Source organism: Corynebacterium sp. HMSC074C11 (assembly GCF_001809455.1).
Lineage (GTDB): Bacteria > Actinomycetota > Actinomycetes > Mycobacteriales > Mycobacteriaceae > Corynebacterium > Corynebacterium amycolatum.
Window position 1 is genome coordinate 75,679 of the sequence record NZ_KV797722.1, and the last position, 14,621, is coordinate 90,299.

The window sequence follows — 14,621 nt, forward strand, 5'->3', positions numbered from 1 at the left end:
TGGTGGGTCCGCAACCGAACACACGGACGTAATTATTCCAGGAATGTGTCGGCAAACCTAGGGTAGTGGCATTTGAATCTAGTGAACCTCACTACTTAGCGGATCTAAATCAGCGGATTTAACTAGCGGATCTGAACTTCGAGAACAGAATGTCCAAGCGAGATCTCGTCGCCGTCGGCCAGCAGCCAGTTATCAATGGGTTCGCCATTGACAATGGTTCCGTTGGTCGAATGCAAATCGACGAGCACCGCATCCTGGCCATCCCACGTGATTTCGGCATGCTGGCGGGAAACACCAGTGTCCGGGAGGCGGAAGTCGGAAGCGGTGCCGCGGCCGATGATGTTCGAACCATGGCGCACCTCGAATACGCGCGAGGAGCCGTCCTGCAACAGCAGGGTGATGGTCTTTTCCTGGGACTGGTCTTCGTCCACGGCCGAGTTGCTCAGCTCAGTTGCCGCTTCCGGGTCGGCGGTAGGCGCGGGACGGGAAGCGGTGGGGAACTGCTCAGCTTCCGGCTGTGGGTGGTAGGCGGCAGAGGTCTCGGCGGCTTGGGGTTCGTCATCGCTTTGCGACGGGGCTGCGTCAGTGTTGGCATCATCAGCGCTGTCGTCGAATGGAACGAACTCCGAAGTGCTTACGGTGTCCTCGGTGAAAGTGCTGGCCGTCTTCAGCTGACCGGTGTGGAGCGACTCCACTGCCTGCAGGTGGACGCTGATGGTACCGGTGAAACCCCAGCCGTTGTTACGGCAGTAGCGCGTCATGCGGTCAGCCAATTGATTCGGCAGGTTGGGCTCTGACGCGGAGAGGTTTTTGTAATCGGCGGCGCTGATGCCAATGCGGAAATCATTGGGTGCCAAGTACTGACCGTTGGCGTCCTGCATCAGGAAATCTTCAATTTCCTGCTTCAGGCATTCTTCTAACTCATTCGGGACAACCTTGCCGCCGAACACGCGCGCAAAGCTGTTGTCGAGCCCGCGCTGAAGCGAGCTATCGAGCTTGCGGATGCGTCCTAGGAAATCCATCTGACTAAAGAAATTCGCCTTCTCCCGCCAAACCGCGGCGGGTTACGTGAAAAATGTGCATAAAAATTATCGATACTTTAGCAACAGTATAGAGCCCTACACCTTCAGTTAAGGGCTAGGAACTGCTGAGGTTTATCAAATAGTGACGACGCTTGTGAAATAAGTGGCTGTTGCTAAGTGCGAAAAAGACGTTTTAAAAGTGGTGAAAAGTGGTGAAAAACGCGCGCTGGCCTGGGGATTTGGTGGTGTATTAGCGCGGGGTGTTATAGTTCTATTCGTTCCCACGGGCGAGTGGCGGAATGGCAGACGCGCTGGCTTCAGGTGCCAGTGTCCTTTACGGACGTGGGGGTTCAAGTCCCCCTTCGCCCACAGCGAAGATCCTCGGAAGTGTAAAAGCTTCCGAGGATTTTTTGTTTGCGGTGGCGGTTGGAGTGGGGCTTGGGTTGAAGCAGAGGCGGATGCTGAGCTGAGGTTGTTGGCTTGTCCTTTAACCCTCCCTTAACCTTGTCCGGCACTTATGGCCAGGTTTCGGGGACTGGTCGATGTATTTCTCTCACTTATCGATGGATTCTCCTGACTTATCGATGGTTTTTCGGCACTTATGCGCACGCTGTGGGCCAGGCTCTCTCACTTGTCGATGCGCTATTCACTTGTGGACACGCTGCAGCGCATCGATAGGTGAATAGCGTGGCCACAAGTCGTCGGATGCGTCGGCCATCTAGCATTGCAGCCAGCTCGCGAGAAGGGAAGTATAAATCTCGAAAACTGATTTTGTATTGAAAGTGGAAGAAAACACGAATAGTTTTGAGATGTGCATGAGGGCAGTCGGCCCCCCATCTGCGACATTGGTATAGCGGTGTTCAGTCATGAATTTGGCTCACGGCCATATTTTAACGATCATTTGGTACCTGTTTATATTGTGAAAAATCAACTCAAGAATGTGTAAGAAATATTAAGAGAGAGCTTGCATGGTGAGGAATCTTCTTCCGAGGAAAGCCTGTCCGTTCATAGTCGGAAGGTAAGCATGAAAATTATATTTAGAGCAATTCTGGTTACCGCAATTATTCTTGAAGTAGTTCTTATCCTTCTTATGAATGTGGTATCTGGTTTGCCGGATTGGGTATTCCTGTTACCACTTGCCGTTGTAGTTGCGGCTCTTCTCTTACTGTTTGGAGGTATGCGGCAAGACTATCTCAGAAATGGTAGGTCATGGGCTGCTTCGCTGTCCGAGACGTCAAAGAATTTTGGCGTACCTCGAAAAATACTAGCGCTACTTGTTTCGGAAGTTAGCTCACTGATAGCTGCTTTTACATTCTTTAGACTTCAGAAAAATGTCGACAGTGAAGTCAGATCCTTTACTGTGCACAAAAATCTTCGAACTGTTGTTTTTATGGTATTAGCGCTGAGCATTGTAGAAATCGGCATAGTGCATTTCGCTATTTCTAATACATTTTGGCGATATTTCTTGCTGGTAATTAGCGTTTATGCAGTAGTTCTTCTATCCGGGTTTTACGTAACTGTTCGAGACCAACCACATCTCATAACACCGCAGGGACTAGTACTGCGAATTGGACGGAGGCTTACTTGCGAAATTCCATGGTCACACCTGCGTCAGACGAGCTCCGTAACGGCAGGCGAAGGAGGGGACGTAGCAATTGACGAGGATGGCAATCTCAGGGTGCCTGTTTTGAGTGAAGTGAACGTTAGGCTAGAAGTGGATTCGCCAGTCGTGGCAGAAGATCTTTACAAGGGGCTAATGATGGTTTCCTCGATTGAGATATACTGCGACGACAAAGACGCATTCCTCCGTAATCTCGCTGAGGAAAGGAATGCGCATTAAATGCTTGACAGCTTCCAGGTCCGGCAACCAACCCCGACCTATCGCCAGAACTTGGTCATCCCGCGCTTGTCTTCCATGTTGAACTCAATCATCTTGGTTTGCAGGTCCAGCGGCGTGGACTCGGCCTTGCCGTCCTTTGGCCAGGGGAAGCGGACCATCATTTTGCCGTAGGAGAGGCCGCGGGCATCGAACTCGTCGGCGAACTTTTCAATACCTGCGCGGGTCGAAGATGGACGGCCATTATTGATGAGGATGCCCTGGCGGATTTAGCGATGTAGGTGGGGGCTAGCGCTTAGCGTACTTCTCCAGGTGAGCTGCGAAGCGAGCGGCGAAATGTTCCATTGTCTCGACCTCAGGAAGAAAAGTAATCCGGACATATGTCCCGCCTTTCACATTGAAAGCGCTGCCTTGGACGATGTGAATGTGTTCTGCTTCCAGAAACGAGAGAACGAAGTCCTCATCCTTATCAATTTCGTAAATATTGCCGTCTAGTCGAATGAAAATGTACAGCGCCCCTTGCGGCTCGATGAACGAGATTCCGGGAATCTTGCTGAGTGCTGTAGTGGCAGCAACTTTTTGTTCGAAGAGGCGGCCACCGGGTCGTACTAAATTGTCGATGCTGTGTTCTTTGCCCAGCACGGCAGCAATCGCGTGCTGGGCCGGAATTGAGGCGCACATCCGCATTGAGGCCAGTAGTCGAATTCCTTTAAACAGGGTGTCCTGTTCGCGAAATCCAGTTGCAGTCACCCATCCAGCTCTCAATCCGGCCAAGCGATGCGTCTTGGAAAGGCCGGAGAACGTTAAGCAGGGGACATCCTGCGCTAGGCAAGCTGTTGGAGTGAATGAGGCTCCAGGGTACACAATGCGGTCGTAGATTTCGTCGGAAAGCAGCACTAGATTGTGCTCACGTGCGAGCTGGGCAATCTGGGAGAGAGTCTCCGGTGAGTAGATGGTGCCTGTGGGATTGTTTGGATTGATGATGACAATCGCCCGAGTTTTGGCTGTGATGGACTCGCGTATGTCATCGACGTCTGGCTGCCAATTATTTTCTTCTAGGCAGGGATAGTGCACGGGGACTCCGCCGGCGAGGGTGGTGGATGCGGTCCAGAGTGGATAGTCGGGTGAGGGGATGAGGATCTCATCACCGTCGTTGATGAGAGCTTGTAGACATAGGTTTACCAGCTCCGAGACACCATTTCCGACGAGAACGTGATCGCTATCGAGGGCGGGGAAGTCCTCATTCTGCGAGTAGTAGTCCACGACAGTCTGACGGGTGTCACTCAGGCCGAGGGAATTTGAGTATCCAGAAGTTTCCTCGAGGCCACGGTGCATAGCGGAAAGTACCTCTGCAGATGGCCGGAAGCCGAATGGGGCAGGATTTCCGACATTGAGGGGAATGACCTTTACGCCCTGACGCTGTAGCTCGTCGGCCTTGTCCTGAATTGGTCCGCGCAGGTCATAGAGAACATTGTCGAGGTGATGCGAAAAATGGATTGGGCAGGATAGCACTGCGCGCTTCGATACGATAGCGCTACTATGTATATTCATGGTTAACAGTAGCACGTCTATGTTGGTCGGCGAGCTGGAAACGTGGATTGCGCAACACAAAGCCGGAGAAAAGCTGCCATCCAGCCGTGAAATAACACGGTCGTATTCGGTTAGCCCGGTGACAGTGCGAAACGCTATCCACGAACTGGCTACCCGCGGACTGGTGGAAGTGCGAGTCGGCGTGGGGGTATTCGTCAGGCATCGCCAACAACTCCCACGGGCGGACTTTAGCTGGCAAGTCGGAGCGCTGGGACCTCAGCCCAATACCGGAAGGGTTCTGGCCGCCACCCAGAGAGCTTCCACCGATGAGGCAATCAGTCTGCATTCCGGTTATCCGGATGAATCTCTGCTGCCAACGAACTTGGTACGAAGAGCGCTTACCAGAGTCAGTAAATCGCACGATGCCTATCGACGAGCACCGGTGCGGGGGATGGCAGAACTGCGGCAGTGGTTTGCTTCGCAACTGGTACGGGCAAATGAGCGCGATGTGGTTATTGTTCCAGGCACACAGAGCGGGCTCGGTGCCATTTTTCGTGCCATTTCACCGAAGGAACTCATCATTGAGTCGCCTTCATATTGGGGTGCAATCCTGGCTGCTCGGCAGGCTGGGATTTCTCTACTACCAGTGGAAAGTGATGATGAGGGGCCAATTCCCGAGAGTCTGGAGAGGCTGCTACGAACGAGTTCTGCACGAGCTTTTTATGGTCAACCCACGTTCGGTAGCCCTCATGGGAAACGGTGGTCGACAGCTCGTCGTAAAACAATTATTGAAATCATAAGAGCGTTCAACGCTTTCCTCATTGAGGACGATTGGGCACATGATTTCGCATTCGACGCACCTGATGTTCCGATAGCGGCGGATGATGCCGAAGGGCATGTCATCTATCTGCGATCGCTGACAAAGGTGATTTCGCCTGCAGTTCGGGTAGGGGCAGTAATTGCCAAGGGGCCGGTTCTTCAGCGGATACTCGCAGAAGTTTCAGCCGAAGCGTTGTACACCAGTGGAATTCTGCAGGCCGTGGCGCTGGACGTCGTCAAGCAAAGTGCGTACGCGACGCACCTCAAAAATATGCAGGTCGCACTACGACAGCGACGAAATGATTTGCTTGAAGCTTTATCCAGATATGCGCCGTCGGTGGAAACTCCACACGTGCCTCAAGGAGGACTCAACTTGTGGTGCAGGCTTCCCGATGGCATAGACCCCCAAGAGGTTGCCGAACGTTGCGAAGGACGCGGACTGATAGTTGCGCCAGGACGGGACTGGTTTCCCTCCGAGGAAATCGGCCCGTATTTACGCCTGAACTTCGCGGGTCCCCATCCCGAGAGATTTGTTGATGCAGCGATGATTCTGGACAGCGTGGTTTCGGGCTAGCCACTAAATTCGACGGAGACCTTCCTACCGCCAAAACGTGGTCATGCCACGCTTGTCCTCCATGTTGAACTCGATCATCTTGGCAAGCAGGTCCAGCGGCATGGACTCGGCCTTGCCGTCCTTTGGCCAGGGGAAGCGGACCATCATTTTGCCGTAGGAGAGGCCGCGGGCATCGAACTCGTCGGCGAACTTTTCAATACCTGCGCGCTCCGGGGCAATCGCCATGTGCTTCTTGGCGTAGGAGAAGCCGATAATGAAAGTGCCATCAACTAACATGACTCCGAGTGGCTACAGATTTGAATACTCAGTTTGATCCCAAAAAGGCGTGGCCAGCGCTGTGGACCGTATTGCTCGGCTTCTTCATGATTCTGGTCGACGCCACCATTGTCACCGTTGGTATTAACACCATCCAGCATGAACTGGGCGGTGAGCTCAACCAGGTCATGTGGGTGACCAGCGGTTATTTGCTGGCCTATGCGGTGCCGTTGCTTATTACCGGCAGGCTCGGTGACCTCTGGGGAGTCAAGCACACCTATGTAGCGGGCTTGGTTATCTTCGTGTTGGCGTCGCTGGCGTGTGGGTTGGCGCCGTCGTTAAGCATGCTGATCATTGCCCGCGTGGTGCAGGGACTGGGGGCCGCGCTGCTGACACCGCAGACGATGGCGCTGATTACGCAGATGTTTCCACCGGTGCATCGCGGTGCGGCGATGGGGCTGTGGGGCGCGGCGGCCGGAATTGCCTCGCTGACGGGGCCGCTGGCTGGTGGCGTGTTGATTGAGCTGCTGAGTTGGCGCTGGATTTTCCTTATTAATGTGCCGATTGGCCTGATTGGACTCGTCTTTGCGTTTCGCTATCTGCCAGCCTTCGAGACGCACCGCAACAAGATTGACTATCTGGGCGTTGTGCTCAGCGCGATTGGTATGTTCCTGCTGGTCTTCGGCATTCAGGAGGGGGAGAGTGCCGGCTGGTCCGGTTGGATCTGGGCACTGATTGCCGCCGGTGTGGTGATTCTTGGCCTGTTTACGGTCTGGGAGGCCAAGACCACGGCCGAACCGCTGATGCCGCTGTCCCTTTTTAAGGATCGCAACTTCACCGTCTCCTCGTTGGCCATTGCCGTGATGGGCGCGCTGGTGGTCGCGGTTGGTTTCCCAATCATCCTCTTCGCCCAGAATGCTCGCGACCTATCGACCATCCAAGCCTCACTACTGCTCGTGCCGCAGGCGCTGATTTCCGGTGTCATGGCACCGTGGACTGGGCGAATGCTGGATCGGCTGAAGTTCCGCGAGTTCGCGCTGATCGGTTTTGGGTCCTCGCTGGTGGGCATGCTCGGGTTTCACTACCTCATCCACGAGGACCTCTCCGTGCTGTGGCTGCTACTGCCGGGCGCTGCATTCGGTGTGGCCAACGCATTTATTTGGGGCACGCTGTCGACGGCCGCGACCCGCAACATTGACCCGATCCTCGCCGGTGCTGCCTCCGGTGTGTACAACACCATCCGCCAGATCGGCAGTGTGCTGGGTAGTGCGCTGATTGCCACCGTCATGGCGGCGGCGCTCAGCAGCAACCGTGGCGACTTCACCACCGCCATGAGTGATGCCATGTGGCTGCCGGTGGCGCTGTCGGCCGTGGGCGTCGTGGCATCGCTGGGGCTTAAGAATCCGAAGTAAAACGCTCCACCATGTAGTCAGCGATGCCGACGGGATCGGCTAGGAAATCCCTGGTCGCCCGTACCGCGAGGGTGTCTTCGAAGTGGGTGGTGTCGGCGTCGTCAAGCGAAATGATCGTTGCTTCCGGTGCGGCGAGCAGGATGGGGGAATGCGTCGCCATGATAATCTGTGCGCCGGCTTCTGCAAGCGCGCCGAGACGGCCGAGGAGTTCAAGCTGGCGCAGTACCGACAGTCCGGCCTCGGGTTCGTCGAGGAAGATCAGCGATTCAGCACCGAAGCGACGTTTGGCCAGCGCCATGATGGATTGGCCGTGACTCATCTGGGTGAGGTCCGCCATGCCGTCACCGCCGGGGAGGCTGCCGATCGATGCGTAGAAACGCGCGAGGTTCAGGTGCGCGTCGCCGCGAAAGAAGAACGTATCTGGGGGGATTGCGCTTGGTCAGCGCGAGCGGAATCGGAGAGGTGCGCTCCTGCGTTTTAAACCGCGAGCCGCCGTCCGTGTCGACCCCCATCGCCGACGCCAACGCCTCCAGCACCGTCGACTTTCCCTTGCCGTTTTCGCCGGTCAAGATGGTAATCGGCGTGGTGAAGGCCATGGGGAAGGGCAACGCGAGCTTTACGACGTAAGCCGGGAGCTCGGCATCATCGTGAATACGGGCCTGGCGGAGGTAGATCATGGTTGCGGCAGTTGGTCGATCTGTTTGAGCAGCTTAAAGCCGTCGGCACCCTCGATGAACGGAACCTCCTTGTTCTCCAGTTTTTCAATTGGCACTGCGGTGCCGTGTGAGAGCACGTGCTCGCTGGGAGTGAGGTTGCGGATTGCGATTGCCGCGACCTTATCCGGATGCTCCGCCGCGGCTGTGCCGTAGATGAGCGGGTCGTATTGGCCGTCATCACCGACGAGAATCCAGTTGATTTCGGGGAAGTCAATAAACAGGTCCCGCAGTCGCACCTTCTTATGTTCCTTGCCCGAGCGGAACAGGCCAGTGGGCGTTGGCCCCCAATCGGTGAGCAGTAGCGGGCCCTTCGGCAGGTTGTTGCGGTGCAGGAACTTTTTTAGTGTGCCGAAGGTGTTCCATGCGCCGGTGGAAAGGTAGATGACGGGAACGTCCGTGTCCTCATCGGTTTTGCTCGCGTAACGACGGCGAAGTTGCGCATAGAACTCGCTGAAGCCAGCGACGGCTTTGCGCTCGTCTGTCTCTTTGACCCAGGAGTTGTAGGCGGCGATGAGGGTGCGCGGCAGCATGGTGACCAAAACAGTGTCATCAATATCGGAGACGATGCCGTATTTGGTTTCCGGGGAGAGGATGAGGGCCTCTGCGGGAGTGTCGTTGATGGTGATCTCGTGCCAGCCGGGTTCGAGGCCGTGATTCCGAATCAGCACCTCGATGTAGCCGTTGCTATCCGTGGTGGTTTCCACCGTGCGATTGCCGGCAGTGATGGTGACGGGAAAGTCCGCGAGTTCGACGGTAAAGAACTGCCAAAACCCGCGTTTTTTGTTTCGTTCTTCGTCTCGTTTTTTGGCCGGATCCTTCATAAGGACACGGCCGAGTACGCGAACGCGCTCTGCATTTCCGTACCCGGTGAATCCGATGATTTCCGGTTCCCAACCAGCGTTTTTGGAACGCTTGGCGGCCAGCGCGTTGATTCTTCTCTCGGTTTTGCGGACGACATCTGCCACGGACATGCTTTCCAGGATACGGGTTGACAGGGTGGGGGAGGGTGCGCGTAGGTTGGTCGGCCAAGAGAAAAGTCAACCCTTTAGGAGTGTTCTCTGTTTATGCGTTTTTCCGGTAAGTTCATCGCATCCGCCGCCGTGGCAGCAGGCATGATTGCTGCCCCGACCGCCGCCGCTAACGCTGCATCAGTCAGCGCCTGGGATCAGGTTGCGGCATGTGAGTCCGGCGGAAACTGGCAGACCAATACCGGTAACGGCTACTACGGCGGACTGCAGTTTTCGCAGCAGACCTGGAGCGGCCACGGCGGTGACCAGTACGCACCAACGGCTGACCAGGCCACCAAGGAGCAGCAGATTGAGATTGGCGAGCGCGTGCTTGCCTCCCAGGGTGCTGGCGCATGGCCGAACTGCGGTGGCCCGCTGGGTTAATCCTCCCCATCATCAAAGACTAGATCTGGCACCGCCGCGAATGACAGCCACCACTTCATGTAGTGGTCATGGCGTGCTTTCGTCTTCTGAGTAGCGCGCTTGTCAAAAGTCTGTCGCCCGAACCCGGCTAACGGTCCGGCCGGGACGGTCGCCGCGGTAACGCCGTCGGCAGAGGACCACACCTCTGAGCCGTCCTCATAAGCCGTGATATCCCAGAGCTTGTGGGTTTTCAGGTTGTGGTGCTTCCGGCATAGGCAGTGCAGATTCTGTGTGTCGGTGGGGCCACCGGCTTCGGAGTCTTCCTGGTTGTACGGTGCGATATGGTCAATATCGCACTTGTACGCTGGGACTTCGCAGCCGGGGAAGCGGCACGTGCCGTCACGACCGTGGACGCGGGCAACCTGCGCTGGGGTTGGGCGGTAACCATTGGTGGCGCTGTCTGCTGAGAGGCGGACATGCGTCACCTTTTGCATCCACTCTTCCGTGACCAGCGCGCCGAGCCAGCCGGCGCCGTCCAGCCAGGCGTCATCACTGTGGGGCTCGCGGAAAACATTGAGCACAACCTCCGCATCGGTGCGTTGGTGGATTAGTTCCACAAATGCATCCGCCTGCGTCATTTCTTCATTCGCGCGGAAGACCGTTTCAATTGCGCACATGGCGAAATAGGCGCGGTCCGGGCGCAGCGTGAGAATGATTTGGGAGTAGCTGTCGGGACGTTCCACCAGAGTTACCGATTCCGTATCGGTAATAGTGGGAATTGTGCCGTCGGCGCGAGCACGGTCATCCAAGTCCGCAGCAATATCACCAATTTTGGTAGTGAGCGTGCGAGGTCCGATCATTGTTTGACGACGTTTCCGTGGCGTGACCAATGCCAGAATTTTCTTCTCCGCATCGGGTATTTGATCCGGCTCGATGCCGACCACGCCATGTGCAATGATGCCGAGTTGCCGCATGGACAATGCACAGCTTTCCCGGGCGTAGGCCGCTAGCTGAGGCATTTTCTCCAGCAATAGGCCAATGTCACAGATACGCAGTGCTTCACTGCGGGTGATTCCCAGGCGAACGCTGATGCGAGCGGCATGGTTTTCAACGTCATCATCGCCTGCAGGGCAGCAGGCTACAATCAACTCAAGGTGGGTGCGGTTGGTAGCCCGCGCGAGTGCTGAGAGCTCATCTTCGGGATTCTCATGAGCCCAATATGGTTCGGGTACTTGTTCGGACTTCATTGGATCCCCCTGGTGTTCCAATGGTTGTCGGTTTTCTTTCGAACTTACTTGCTATCGTACAGGTGCCGTTCTGCTTTGTAAAGAGAAATGATGAGAGATTTTGAATGGTTTTTGTAGATGTCGGCTGACCGCAAAAGCGTTTGTTACCAGGTTGTTTGCGGGTGGCGCATGGAGAAGTGCAGAAAAGTATAAATAAAACACCCGTTCGAAACCGGAAGCTTAGTAATCTCGCATCTATAAAGGCGGAGTGCAGAAACCAGCGCAGAAAACGGGGCAAAACCATGATTATTCGGCAAGCAACGCGGGAGGACGCCGAGGCAATCGCGGAGATTTACAACGAGGCCGTGATCAACACCGTCGCCATCTGGAACGATGGCACGGTCAGTGCGGAGAATCGCATTGCATGGATGGAGGTGCACTGGGAGAAGGGTTACCCGGTTTTCGTCGCCACGCTTGACGACGAAGTCGCTGGATATGCCACCTTTAGTGACTTTCGCGACTTCGACGGGTTTTCGGTACACAGTGGAAAACTCCATCTACGTACATCCGAGCTTTCAGGGCCGGGGCATTGGCGGGACGCTTCTACAGGTGACCATTGATGCTGCTCGTGAGGCGGGAAAGCACGTTTTGGTGGCAGCGATTGACGGCAGCAACGAGGGGTCGATTGCGCTGCACGAAAAGTATGGTTTCCAGCGTGTTGGGCTATTGCCTCAGGTAGGGACAAAGAACGGGCGTTGGTTGGACATGATGTTGATGCAGATCATGCTGACAGTCGAGCAGCCACCCGCTCAGCCGCGCGCTTAGCGAAGGGGCCAACACCCATAATCGTGGCTGCACCGGGGCCAACCCAGTCGCCGTAGCCGACGAACTCGATGAGGTCGGAGTCGACGCTGCGGAAGGGGCTGAGCGCGGGGCGGAAACCGGTGCACCAAATGAGGTGGTCCGCGTGGACGTCGTCAAGCGAAGAGAACATGGGTGTCCAGGTGAGGGCACCGGAGTCGCGGGCTTTGCGGACGGACGGCAGGACAACGATGTCGCCGATACTGTCGGAGGGGCCGGGGTCGGGTTCGCCACGTGCGATGGCGAGTGCTCGCTGACGGTTGCGTTCGAACAGGACGCGACCGTCGACGTCGTCGGGCATCCAGCGCGGTTCGTGGCGGGTGAACCAGGTGGTGTCGATACCGGAAAGTATCAGTTCAGCGGCGATTTGGGCGCCGGAGTTCGCCGCGCCGACAACGGCAACGCGGGAGCCTTCGAATGGCTCGGGGCCTGGGTAATTGGCCGAATGCCACTGTTTTGCGGAGGTCGTGCCGGGGTAGTGGGGGACGAAGGGGCGGTTGCCGGTGGCGGCGATGAGTTGGTGGGACTCGAAGTCTCCGGCATCGCTGGTGAGGTGGAAGGTGCCGTCGTGGGTGACGTGGGTAACGTTAACCGGGCGCTGAACGCGCAGTTCGTAGCGCTTTTCGTAGGAGCTGAGGTAATCAATCACATGGGAAGCGGGCGGGAAGCCGTCATAATCGGGCATCTGGATGCCCGGAAGGTTGGAGAAACCCGGGGTGGAAAAGAGCGTCATTGAGGGCCAGACATTGCGCCAGGAGCCGCCGGGAGCCGGCTGATTGTCCAGAACGAGCGGATCAATGTCGTGTTTGTGCAGGTAGTAGGCGGTAGCGAGGGCAGCTTGGCCGCCTCCGACGATGATGGCATCCTCAAGCATGGTTCCAGCTTAACTGCGGGTGCCGTGGCTCAAGCTGTACTACCGTTAAACACCATGAGCTCGCTGTTTGATCTTTCGGACAAGCCCATCGACGAACTACCCGGTTACCAGCGCACATTCGCGCCGGGCAGGCTAACTGTGGGGCTCAGTCTGCCCATCGAGCAGGACGCCGAAGCCGAACCCAAGGACGCGCTGAGCAATCAGATTCGGCTGATTCGGAAAGCCGAACGCGCAGGCATCGCGGCAGTGTGGGCGCGCGACATCCCGCTGCGTGTGGAAACATTCGGCGACGTCGGCCAGGTCTACGACCCCTGGATGTACCTCAGCTACATCGCCGCACACACCAGCGACATCGCACTCGGCACGGGTGCAATCGTCGTGCCTTTTCAGCATCCGCTGGTGATGGCTAAGCGCGCGGCCACGCTGGACAGGCTTTCCGACGGCCGTTTCCTCTTCGGCGTTGCCACCGGCGATCGACCCGAGGAGTTCCCCGCCTTTAACCAGGACAAAGGCAAGCGCGGTGAGCGTTTCCGCGAGCATATCGAGGTCTATGAAAAGGCCCTCAGCACCAGTGACCGGCCTATCCGGTGGTCCGAGGGGAAGATGGGCGGATCCGATGTGGTGCCCAAGCCGCTGGCACGCCGAGTTCCGCTGTTGGCCACCGGCTCATGCCAGCAGAGCCTGGAGTGGAAAGCCGCTCATACCGACGGGTGGTTCATGTATCACAAAGGCCTGGAGATGCAGAAGAAAAACATCGCCAACTGGCAGGAGGCGGTAGCCCAGGAGTGCGGTGAGGGTGTCTTCAAACCCTTCCTGGAATCATTGTGGATTGACCTGCATGAAGACCCCGACGCACCCGCGCAGGGCGGCCACTTCGGGTACCGCCTTGGCCGCAACAAGCTCATCGAACTGCTGCACTCCCAGCGACAGCTCGGCATCAATCACGTCAGCATCAACTTCCGCACCTCTAAACGCGATGCGGAAGAGCAGATTGACGAGCTGATTGAGTATGTGCTGCCGGCTATACAGACTCCGTAGCGCCCTGCCACTGGTTAATCCCGCGGTCGACGGCCCACTTGTCGATCTCCGCGAGTTCTTCATCGCTAAACGGCGCAGCGTCCAGGGCTCCGAGGCTGTTTTTCAGCTGCTCCACCGACGATGCCCCAATTAGGGCGGAGGTCACTTCGTCACGGCGAAGAACCCACGAGATGGCCATCTGTGCCAGGGACTGGCCTCGTCGTAAAGCAATGGCGTTGAGCTCACGGATGGCGGTGAGCGTGTCGTCGTTGAGGAACCCCGAGTTCATCTTGTGCGCGCCGAGACGCGAGGCCTCCGGCACGCCATCTAGATAGCGGTCGGTGAGAAGCCCCTGCGCAAGCGCGGAAAAGGCGATGACGCCCATGCCTTCGTCGGCGCAGGTTGCCAGCAGTTCGTCCTCGATCCAGCGGTTGAACATGGAGTAGCTCGGCTGGTGAATAGTCAGCGGAGTGCCCAGCTCACGGGCGATTTTCTGTGCGCGGCGAGTGAGCTCGGGGGAGTAGGAGCTCACGCCGACGTAGAGCGCGCGTCCCGAGCGGACGAGGAAGTCGAGGGCGGCGACGGTTTCCTCGATAGGCGTATCCGGGTCGGGCCGGTGGTGGTAGAAAATGTCCACATAATCCAGGCCCATGCGCTTCAGCGAGGCATCGCAGCTGGCCACGAGGTATTTCCGCGAGCCGCCGAAGCCGTAGGGGCCATCTTGCATGTACCAACCGGCCTTGGAGGAAATGATCATTTCATCGCGGTAGGGAGCGAAATCCTTGGCCATGATGCGACCGAAATTCGCCTCCGCAGAGCCCTGTGGTGGGCCGTAATTGTTGGCGAGATCGAAGTGCGTGACGCCGTGGTCGAACGCGGTGCGCAGGATTTCACGCTGCGTCTCGAGCGGCCGGTCATCACCAAAGTTATGCCAAAGTCCCAGCGTAATGGCTGGAAGCTTTAGCCCCGTGTCGCCGGAGCGGTTGTACGGCATCGTTTCATAGCGGTTGTCATTGGCGTGGTACACGTCTGGATAAGCCATGTGTTCGAGGGTACGCGGGCTTTACGACGAATAGTTGCGCACGAGGTGGCCTTCAACGGGGCGCGT

General features: G+C 57.0%; 17 protein-coding genes and 1 tRNA gene. 8 read left to right on the top strand and 10 right to left on the bottom strand.

Features of this window, described 5'->3' with window-relative positions; genetic code table 11:
• Nucleotides 1-122: 122 nt before the first annotated feature.
• Nucleotides 123-1,022, bottom strand: a complete 900-nt coding sequence (locus HMPREF2614_RS01735) for a DUF3662 and FHA domain-containing protein (protein WP_038627135.1) — start codon at nt 1,020-1,022, stop codon at nt 123-125.
• Nucleotides 1,023-1,307: 285 nt separating this feature from the next.
• Between HMPREF2614_RS01735 and HMPREF2614_RS01740 the strand changes: the two genes are divergently transcribed.
• A tRNA-Leu gene (locus HMPREF2614_RS01740) sits at nt 1,308-1,391 on the top strand.
• A gap of 655 nt (nt 1,392-2,046) precedes the next feature.
• The gene (locus HMPREF2614_RS01745) at nt 2,047-2,862 is read left to right on the top strand and encodes a hypothetical protein (RefSeq protein ID WP_049181217.1); all 816 of its coding nucleotides are present in this window, start codon (nt 2,047-2,049) and stop codon (nt 2,860-2,862) included.
• Nucleotides 2,863-2,900: 38 nt separating this feature from the next.
• On the opposite strand, the gene HMPREF2614_RS11325 is transcribed toward HMPREF2614_RS01745, so the two are convergent.
• Together HMPREF2614_RS11325 and HMPREF2614_RS01755 are read right to left on the bottom strand one after the other, a co-directional pair.
• Nucleotides 2,901-3,023, bottom strand: coding sequence for a hypothetical protein (locus tag HMPREF2614_RS11325; RefSeq protein ID WP_255463556.1), 123 nt, complete (start codon nt 3,021-3,023; stop codon nt 2,901-2,903).
• A 124-nt stretch (nt 3,024-3,147) separates the two neighbouring features.
• Nucleotides 3,148-4,410, bottom strand: coding sequence for an aminotransferase class I/II-fold pyridoxal phosphate-dependent enzyme (locus tag HMPREF2614_RS01755; protein ID WP_070559946.1), 1,263 nt, complete (start codon nt 4,408-4,410; stop codon nt 3,148-3,150).
• Here HMPREF2614_RS01755 and HMPREF2614_RS01760 point away from each other — a divergent pair.
• Nucleotides 4,409-5,782 carry an aminotransferase-like domain-containing protein gene (locus HMPREF2614_RS01760; protein ID WP_070559948.1) on the top strand — a complete coding sequence of 458 codons (1,374 nt, stop codon included), beginning with the start codon at nt 4,409-4,411 and terminating at the stop codon, nt 5,780-5,782. The two genes, HMPREF2614_RS01755 and HMPREF2614_RS01760, sit on opposite strands and share 2 nt — an antisense overlap.
• A gap of 24 nt (nt 5,783-5,806) precedes the next feature.
• Here HMPREF2614_RS01760 and HMPREF2614_RS01765 read toward each other — a convergent pair whose 3' ends face one another.
• On the bottom strand, nt 5,807-6,058 hold the full coding sequence (locus HMPREF2614_RS01765; RefSeq protein ID WP_246815657.1) for an iron chaperone: 252 nt from the start codon (nt 6,056-6,058) through the stop codon (nt 5,807-5,809).
• Between the two features lie 8 nt (nt 6,059-6,066).
• Here HMPREF2614_RS01765 and HMPREF2614_RS01770 point away from each other — a divergent pair, with 8 nt between their 5' ends.
• The gene (locus HMPREF2614_RS01770; RefSeq protein ID WP_070559950.1) at nt 6,067-7,449 is read left to right on the top strand and encodes a DHA2 family efflux MFS transporter permease subunit; all 1,383 of its coding nucleotides are present in this window, start codon (nt 6,067-6,069) and stop codon (nt 7,447-7,449) included.
• Here the strand turns inward: HMPREF2614_RS01770 and HMPREF2614_RS11225 are convergent.
• Genes HMPREF2614_RS11225 through HMPREF2614_RS01780 form a run of 3 tightly spaced genes read right to left on the bottom strand, consistent with a single transcriptional unit; the run spans nt 7,433 to nt 9,136 of the window.
• Entirely contained in the window at nt 7,433-7,786 is a 354-nt protein-coding gene (locus tag HMPREF2614_RS11225) for an AAA family ATPase (protein WP_246815658.1), read from the bottom strand. The genes HMPREF2614_RS01770 and HMPREF2614_RS11225 overlap by 17 nt on opposite strands.
• Nucleotides 7,787-7,790: 4 nt before the next feature.
• Entirely contained in the window at nt 7,791-8,126 is a 336-nt protein-coding gene (locus tag HMPREF2614_RS11230) for an AAA family ATPase (protein WP_246815659.1), read from the bottom strand.
• Nucleotides 8,123-9,136 carry an App1 family protein gene (locus HMPREF2614_RS01780; protein WP_038627146.1) on the bottom strand — a complete coding sequence of 338 codons (1,014 nt, stop codon included), beginning with the start codon at nt 9,134-9,136 and terminating at the stop codon, nt 8,123-8,125. Before HMPREF2614_RS01780 ends, HMPREF2614_RS11230 begins: the two co-directional genes overlap by 4 nt.
• A gap of 93 nt (nt 9,137-9,229) precedes the next feature.
• On the opposite strand from HMPREF2614_RS01780, the gene HMPREF2614_RS01785 reads away from it, so the two are divergent.
• A complete protein-coding gene (locus HMPREF2614_RS01785) occupies nt 9,230-9,556 on the top strand; it encodes a transglycosylase family protein (RefSeq protein WP_005511827.1) in 327 nt (108 codons plus the stop codon).
• Here HMPREF2614_RS01785 and HMPREF2614_RS01790 read toward each other — a convergent pair.
• Nucleotides 9,553-10,782 (bottom strand): HNH endonuclease signature motif containing protein, encoded by a 1,230-nt coding sequence (locus HMPREF2614_RS01790; RefSeq protein ID WP_070559952.1) that lies wholly within the window; start codon nt 10,780-10,782, stop codon nt 9,553-9,555. The two genes, HMPREF2614_RS01785 and HMPREF2614_RS01790, sit on opposite strands and share 4 nt — an antisense overlap.
• 281 nt (nt 10,783-11,063) lie before the next feature.
• Here HMPREF2614_RS01790 and HMPREF2614_RS11375 point away from each other — a divergent pair, with 281 nt between their 5' ends.
• Both HMPREF2614_RS11375 and HMPREF2614_RS11380 read left to right on the top strand, forming a co-directional pair.
• Nucleotides 11,064-11,381, top strand: coding sequence for a GNAT family N-acetyltransferase (locus HMPREF2614_RS11375; RefSeq protein WP_316247732.1), 318 nt, complete (start codon nt 11,064-11,066; stop codon nt 11,379-11,381).
• Nucleotides 11,305-11,586, top strand: coding sequence for a GNAT family N-acetyltransferase (locus HMPREF2614_RS11380; protein WP_316247733.1), 282 nt, complete (start codon nt 11,305-11,307; stop codon nt 11,584-11,586). Before HMPREF2614_RS11375 ends, HMPREF2614_RS11380 begins: the two co-directional genes overlap by 77 nt.
• Here the strand turns inward: HMPREF2614_RS11380 and HMPREF2614_RS01800 are convergent.
• Nucleotides 11,543-12,496 (bottom strand): NAD(P)-binding domain-containing protein, encoded by a 954-nt coding sequence (locus HMPREF2614_RS01800; protein ID WP_038627150.1) that lies wholly within the window; start codon nt 12,494-12,496, stop codon nt 11,543-11,545. The two genes, HMPREF2614_RS11380 and HMPREF2614_RS01800, sit on opposite strands and share 44 nt — an antisense overlap.
• Before the next feature lie 54 nt (nt 12,497-12,550).
• Here HMPREF2614_RS01800 and HMPREF2614_RS01805 point away from each other — a divergent pair, with 54 nt between their 5' ends.
• Complete coding sequence (locus HMPREF2614_RS01805; protein WP_038627152.1) at nt 12,551-13,534, top strand: LLM class oxidoreductase; 984 nt, start codon at nt 12,551-12,553, stop codon at nt 13,532-13,534.
• Here the strand turns inward: HMPREF2614_RS01805 and HMPREF2614_RS01810 are convergent.
• Entirely contained in the window at nt 13,518-14,555 is a 1,038-nt protein-coding gene (locus HMPREF2614_RS01810) for an aldo/keto reductase (RefSeq protein WP_038627154.1), read from the bottom strand. The genes HMPREF2614_RS01805 and HMPREF2614_RS01810 overlap by 17 nt on opposite strands.
• Nucleotides 14,556-14,621: the final 66 nt, after the last annotated feature.

Coding starts and splice junctions, on each gene's coding strand:
- HMPREF2614_RS01800 (WP_038627150.1), bottom strand. CDS start 12,496: ATGCTTGAGGATGCCATCATCGTCGGAGGCGGCCAAGCTGCCCTCGCT.
- HMPREF2614_RS11325 (WP_255463556.1), bottom strand. CDS start 3,023: ATGATGGTCCGCTTCCCCTGGCCAAAGGACGGCAAGGCCGAGTCCACG.
- HMPREF2614_RS01780 (WP_038627146.1), bottom strand. CDS start 9,136: ATGTCCGTGGCAGATGTCGTCCGCAAAACCGAGAGAAGAATCAACGCG.
- HMPREF2614_RS01785 (WP_005511827.1), top strand. CDS start 9,230: ATGCGTTTTTCCGGTAAGTTCATCGCATCCGCCGCCGTGGCAGCAGGC.
- HMPREF2614_RS01755 (WP_070559946.1), bottom strand. CDS start 4,410: ATGAATATACATAGTAGCGCTATCGTATCGAAGCGCGCAGTGCTATCC.
- HMPREF2614_RS01810 (WP_038627154.1), bottom strand. CDS start 14,555: ATGGCTTATCCAGACGTGTACCACGCCAATGACAACCGCTATGAAACG.
- HMPREF2614_RS11375 (WP_316247732.1), top strand. CDS start 11,064: ATGATTATTCGGCAAGCAACGCGGGAGGACGCCGAGGCAATCGCGGAG.
- HMPREF2614_RS01765 (WP_246815657.1), bottom strand. CDS start 6,058: ATGTTAGTTGATGGCACTTTCATTATCGGCTTCTCCTACGCCAAGAAG.
- HMPREF2614_RS11225 (WP_246815658.1), bottom strand. CDS start 7,786: ATGGCGGACCTCACCCAGATGAGTCACGGCCAATCCATCATGGCGCTG.
- HMPREF2614_RS01760 (WP_070559948.1), top strand. CDS start 4,409: ATGGTTAACAGTAGCACGTCTATGTTGGTCGGCGAGCTGGAAACGTGG.
- HMPREF2614_RS01805 (WP_038627152.1), top strand. CDS start 12,551: ATGAGCTCGCTGTTTGATCTTTCGGACAAGCCCATCGACGAACTACCC.
- HMPREF2614_RS01735 (WP_038627135.1), bottom strand. CDS start 1,022: ATGGATTTCCTAGGACGCATCCGCAAGCTCGATAGCTCGCTTCAGCGC.
- HMPREF2614_RS01745 (WP_049181217.1), top strand. CDS start 2,047: ATGAAAATTATATTTAGAGCAATTCTGGTTACCGCAATTATTCTTGAA.
- HMPREF2614_RS11230 (WP_246815659.1), bottom strand. CDS start 8,126: ATGATCTACCTCCGCCAGGCCCGTATTCACGATGATGCCGAGCTCCCG.
- HMPREF2614_RS01790 (WP_070559952.1), bottom strand. CDS start 10,782: ATGAAGTCCGAACAAGTACCCGAACCATATTGGGCTCATGAGAATCCC.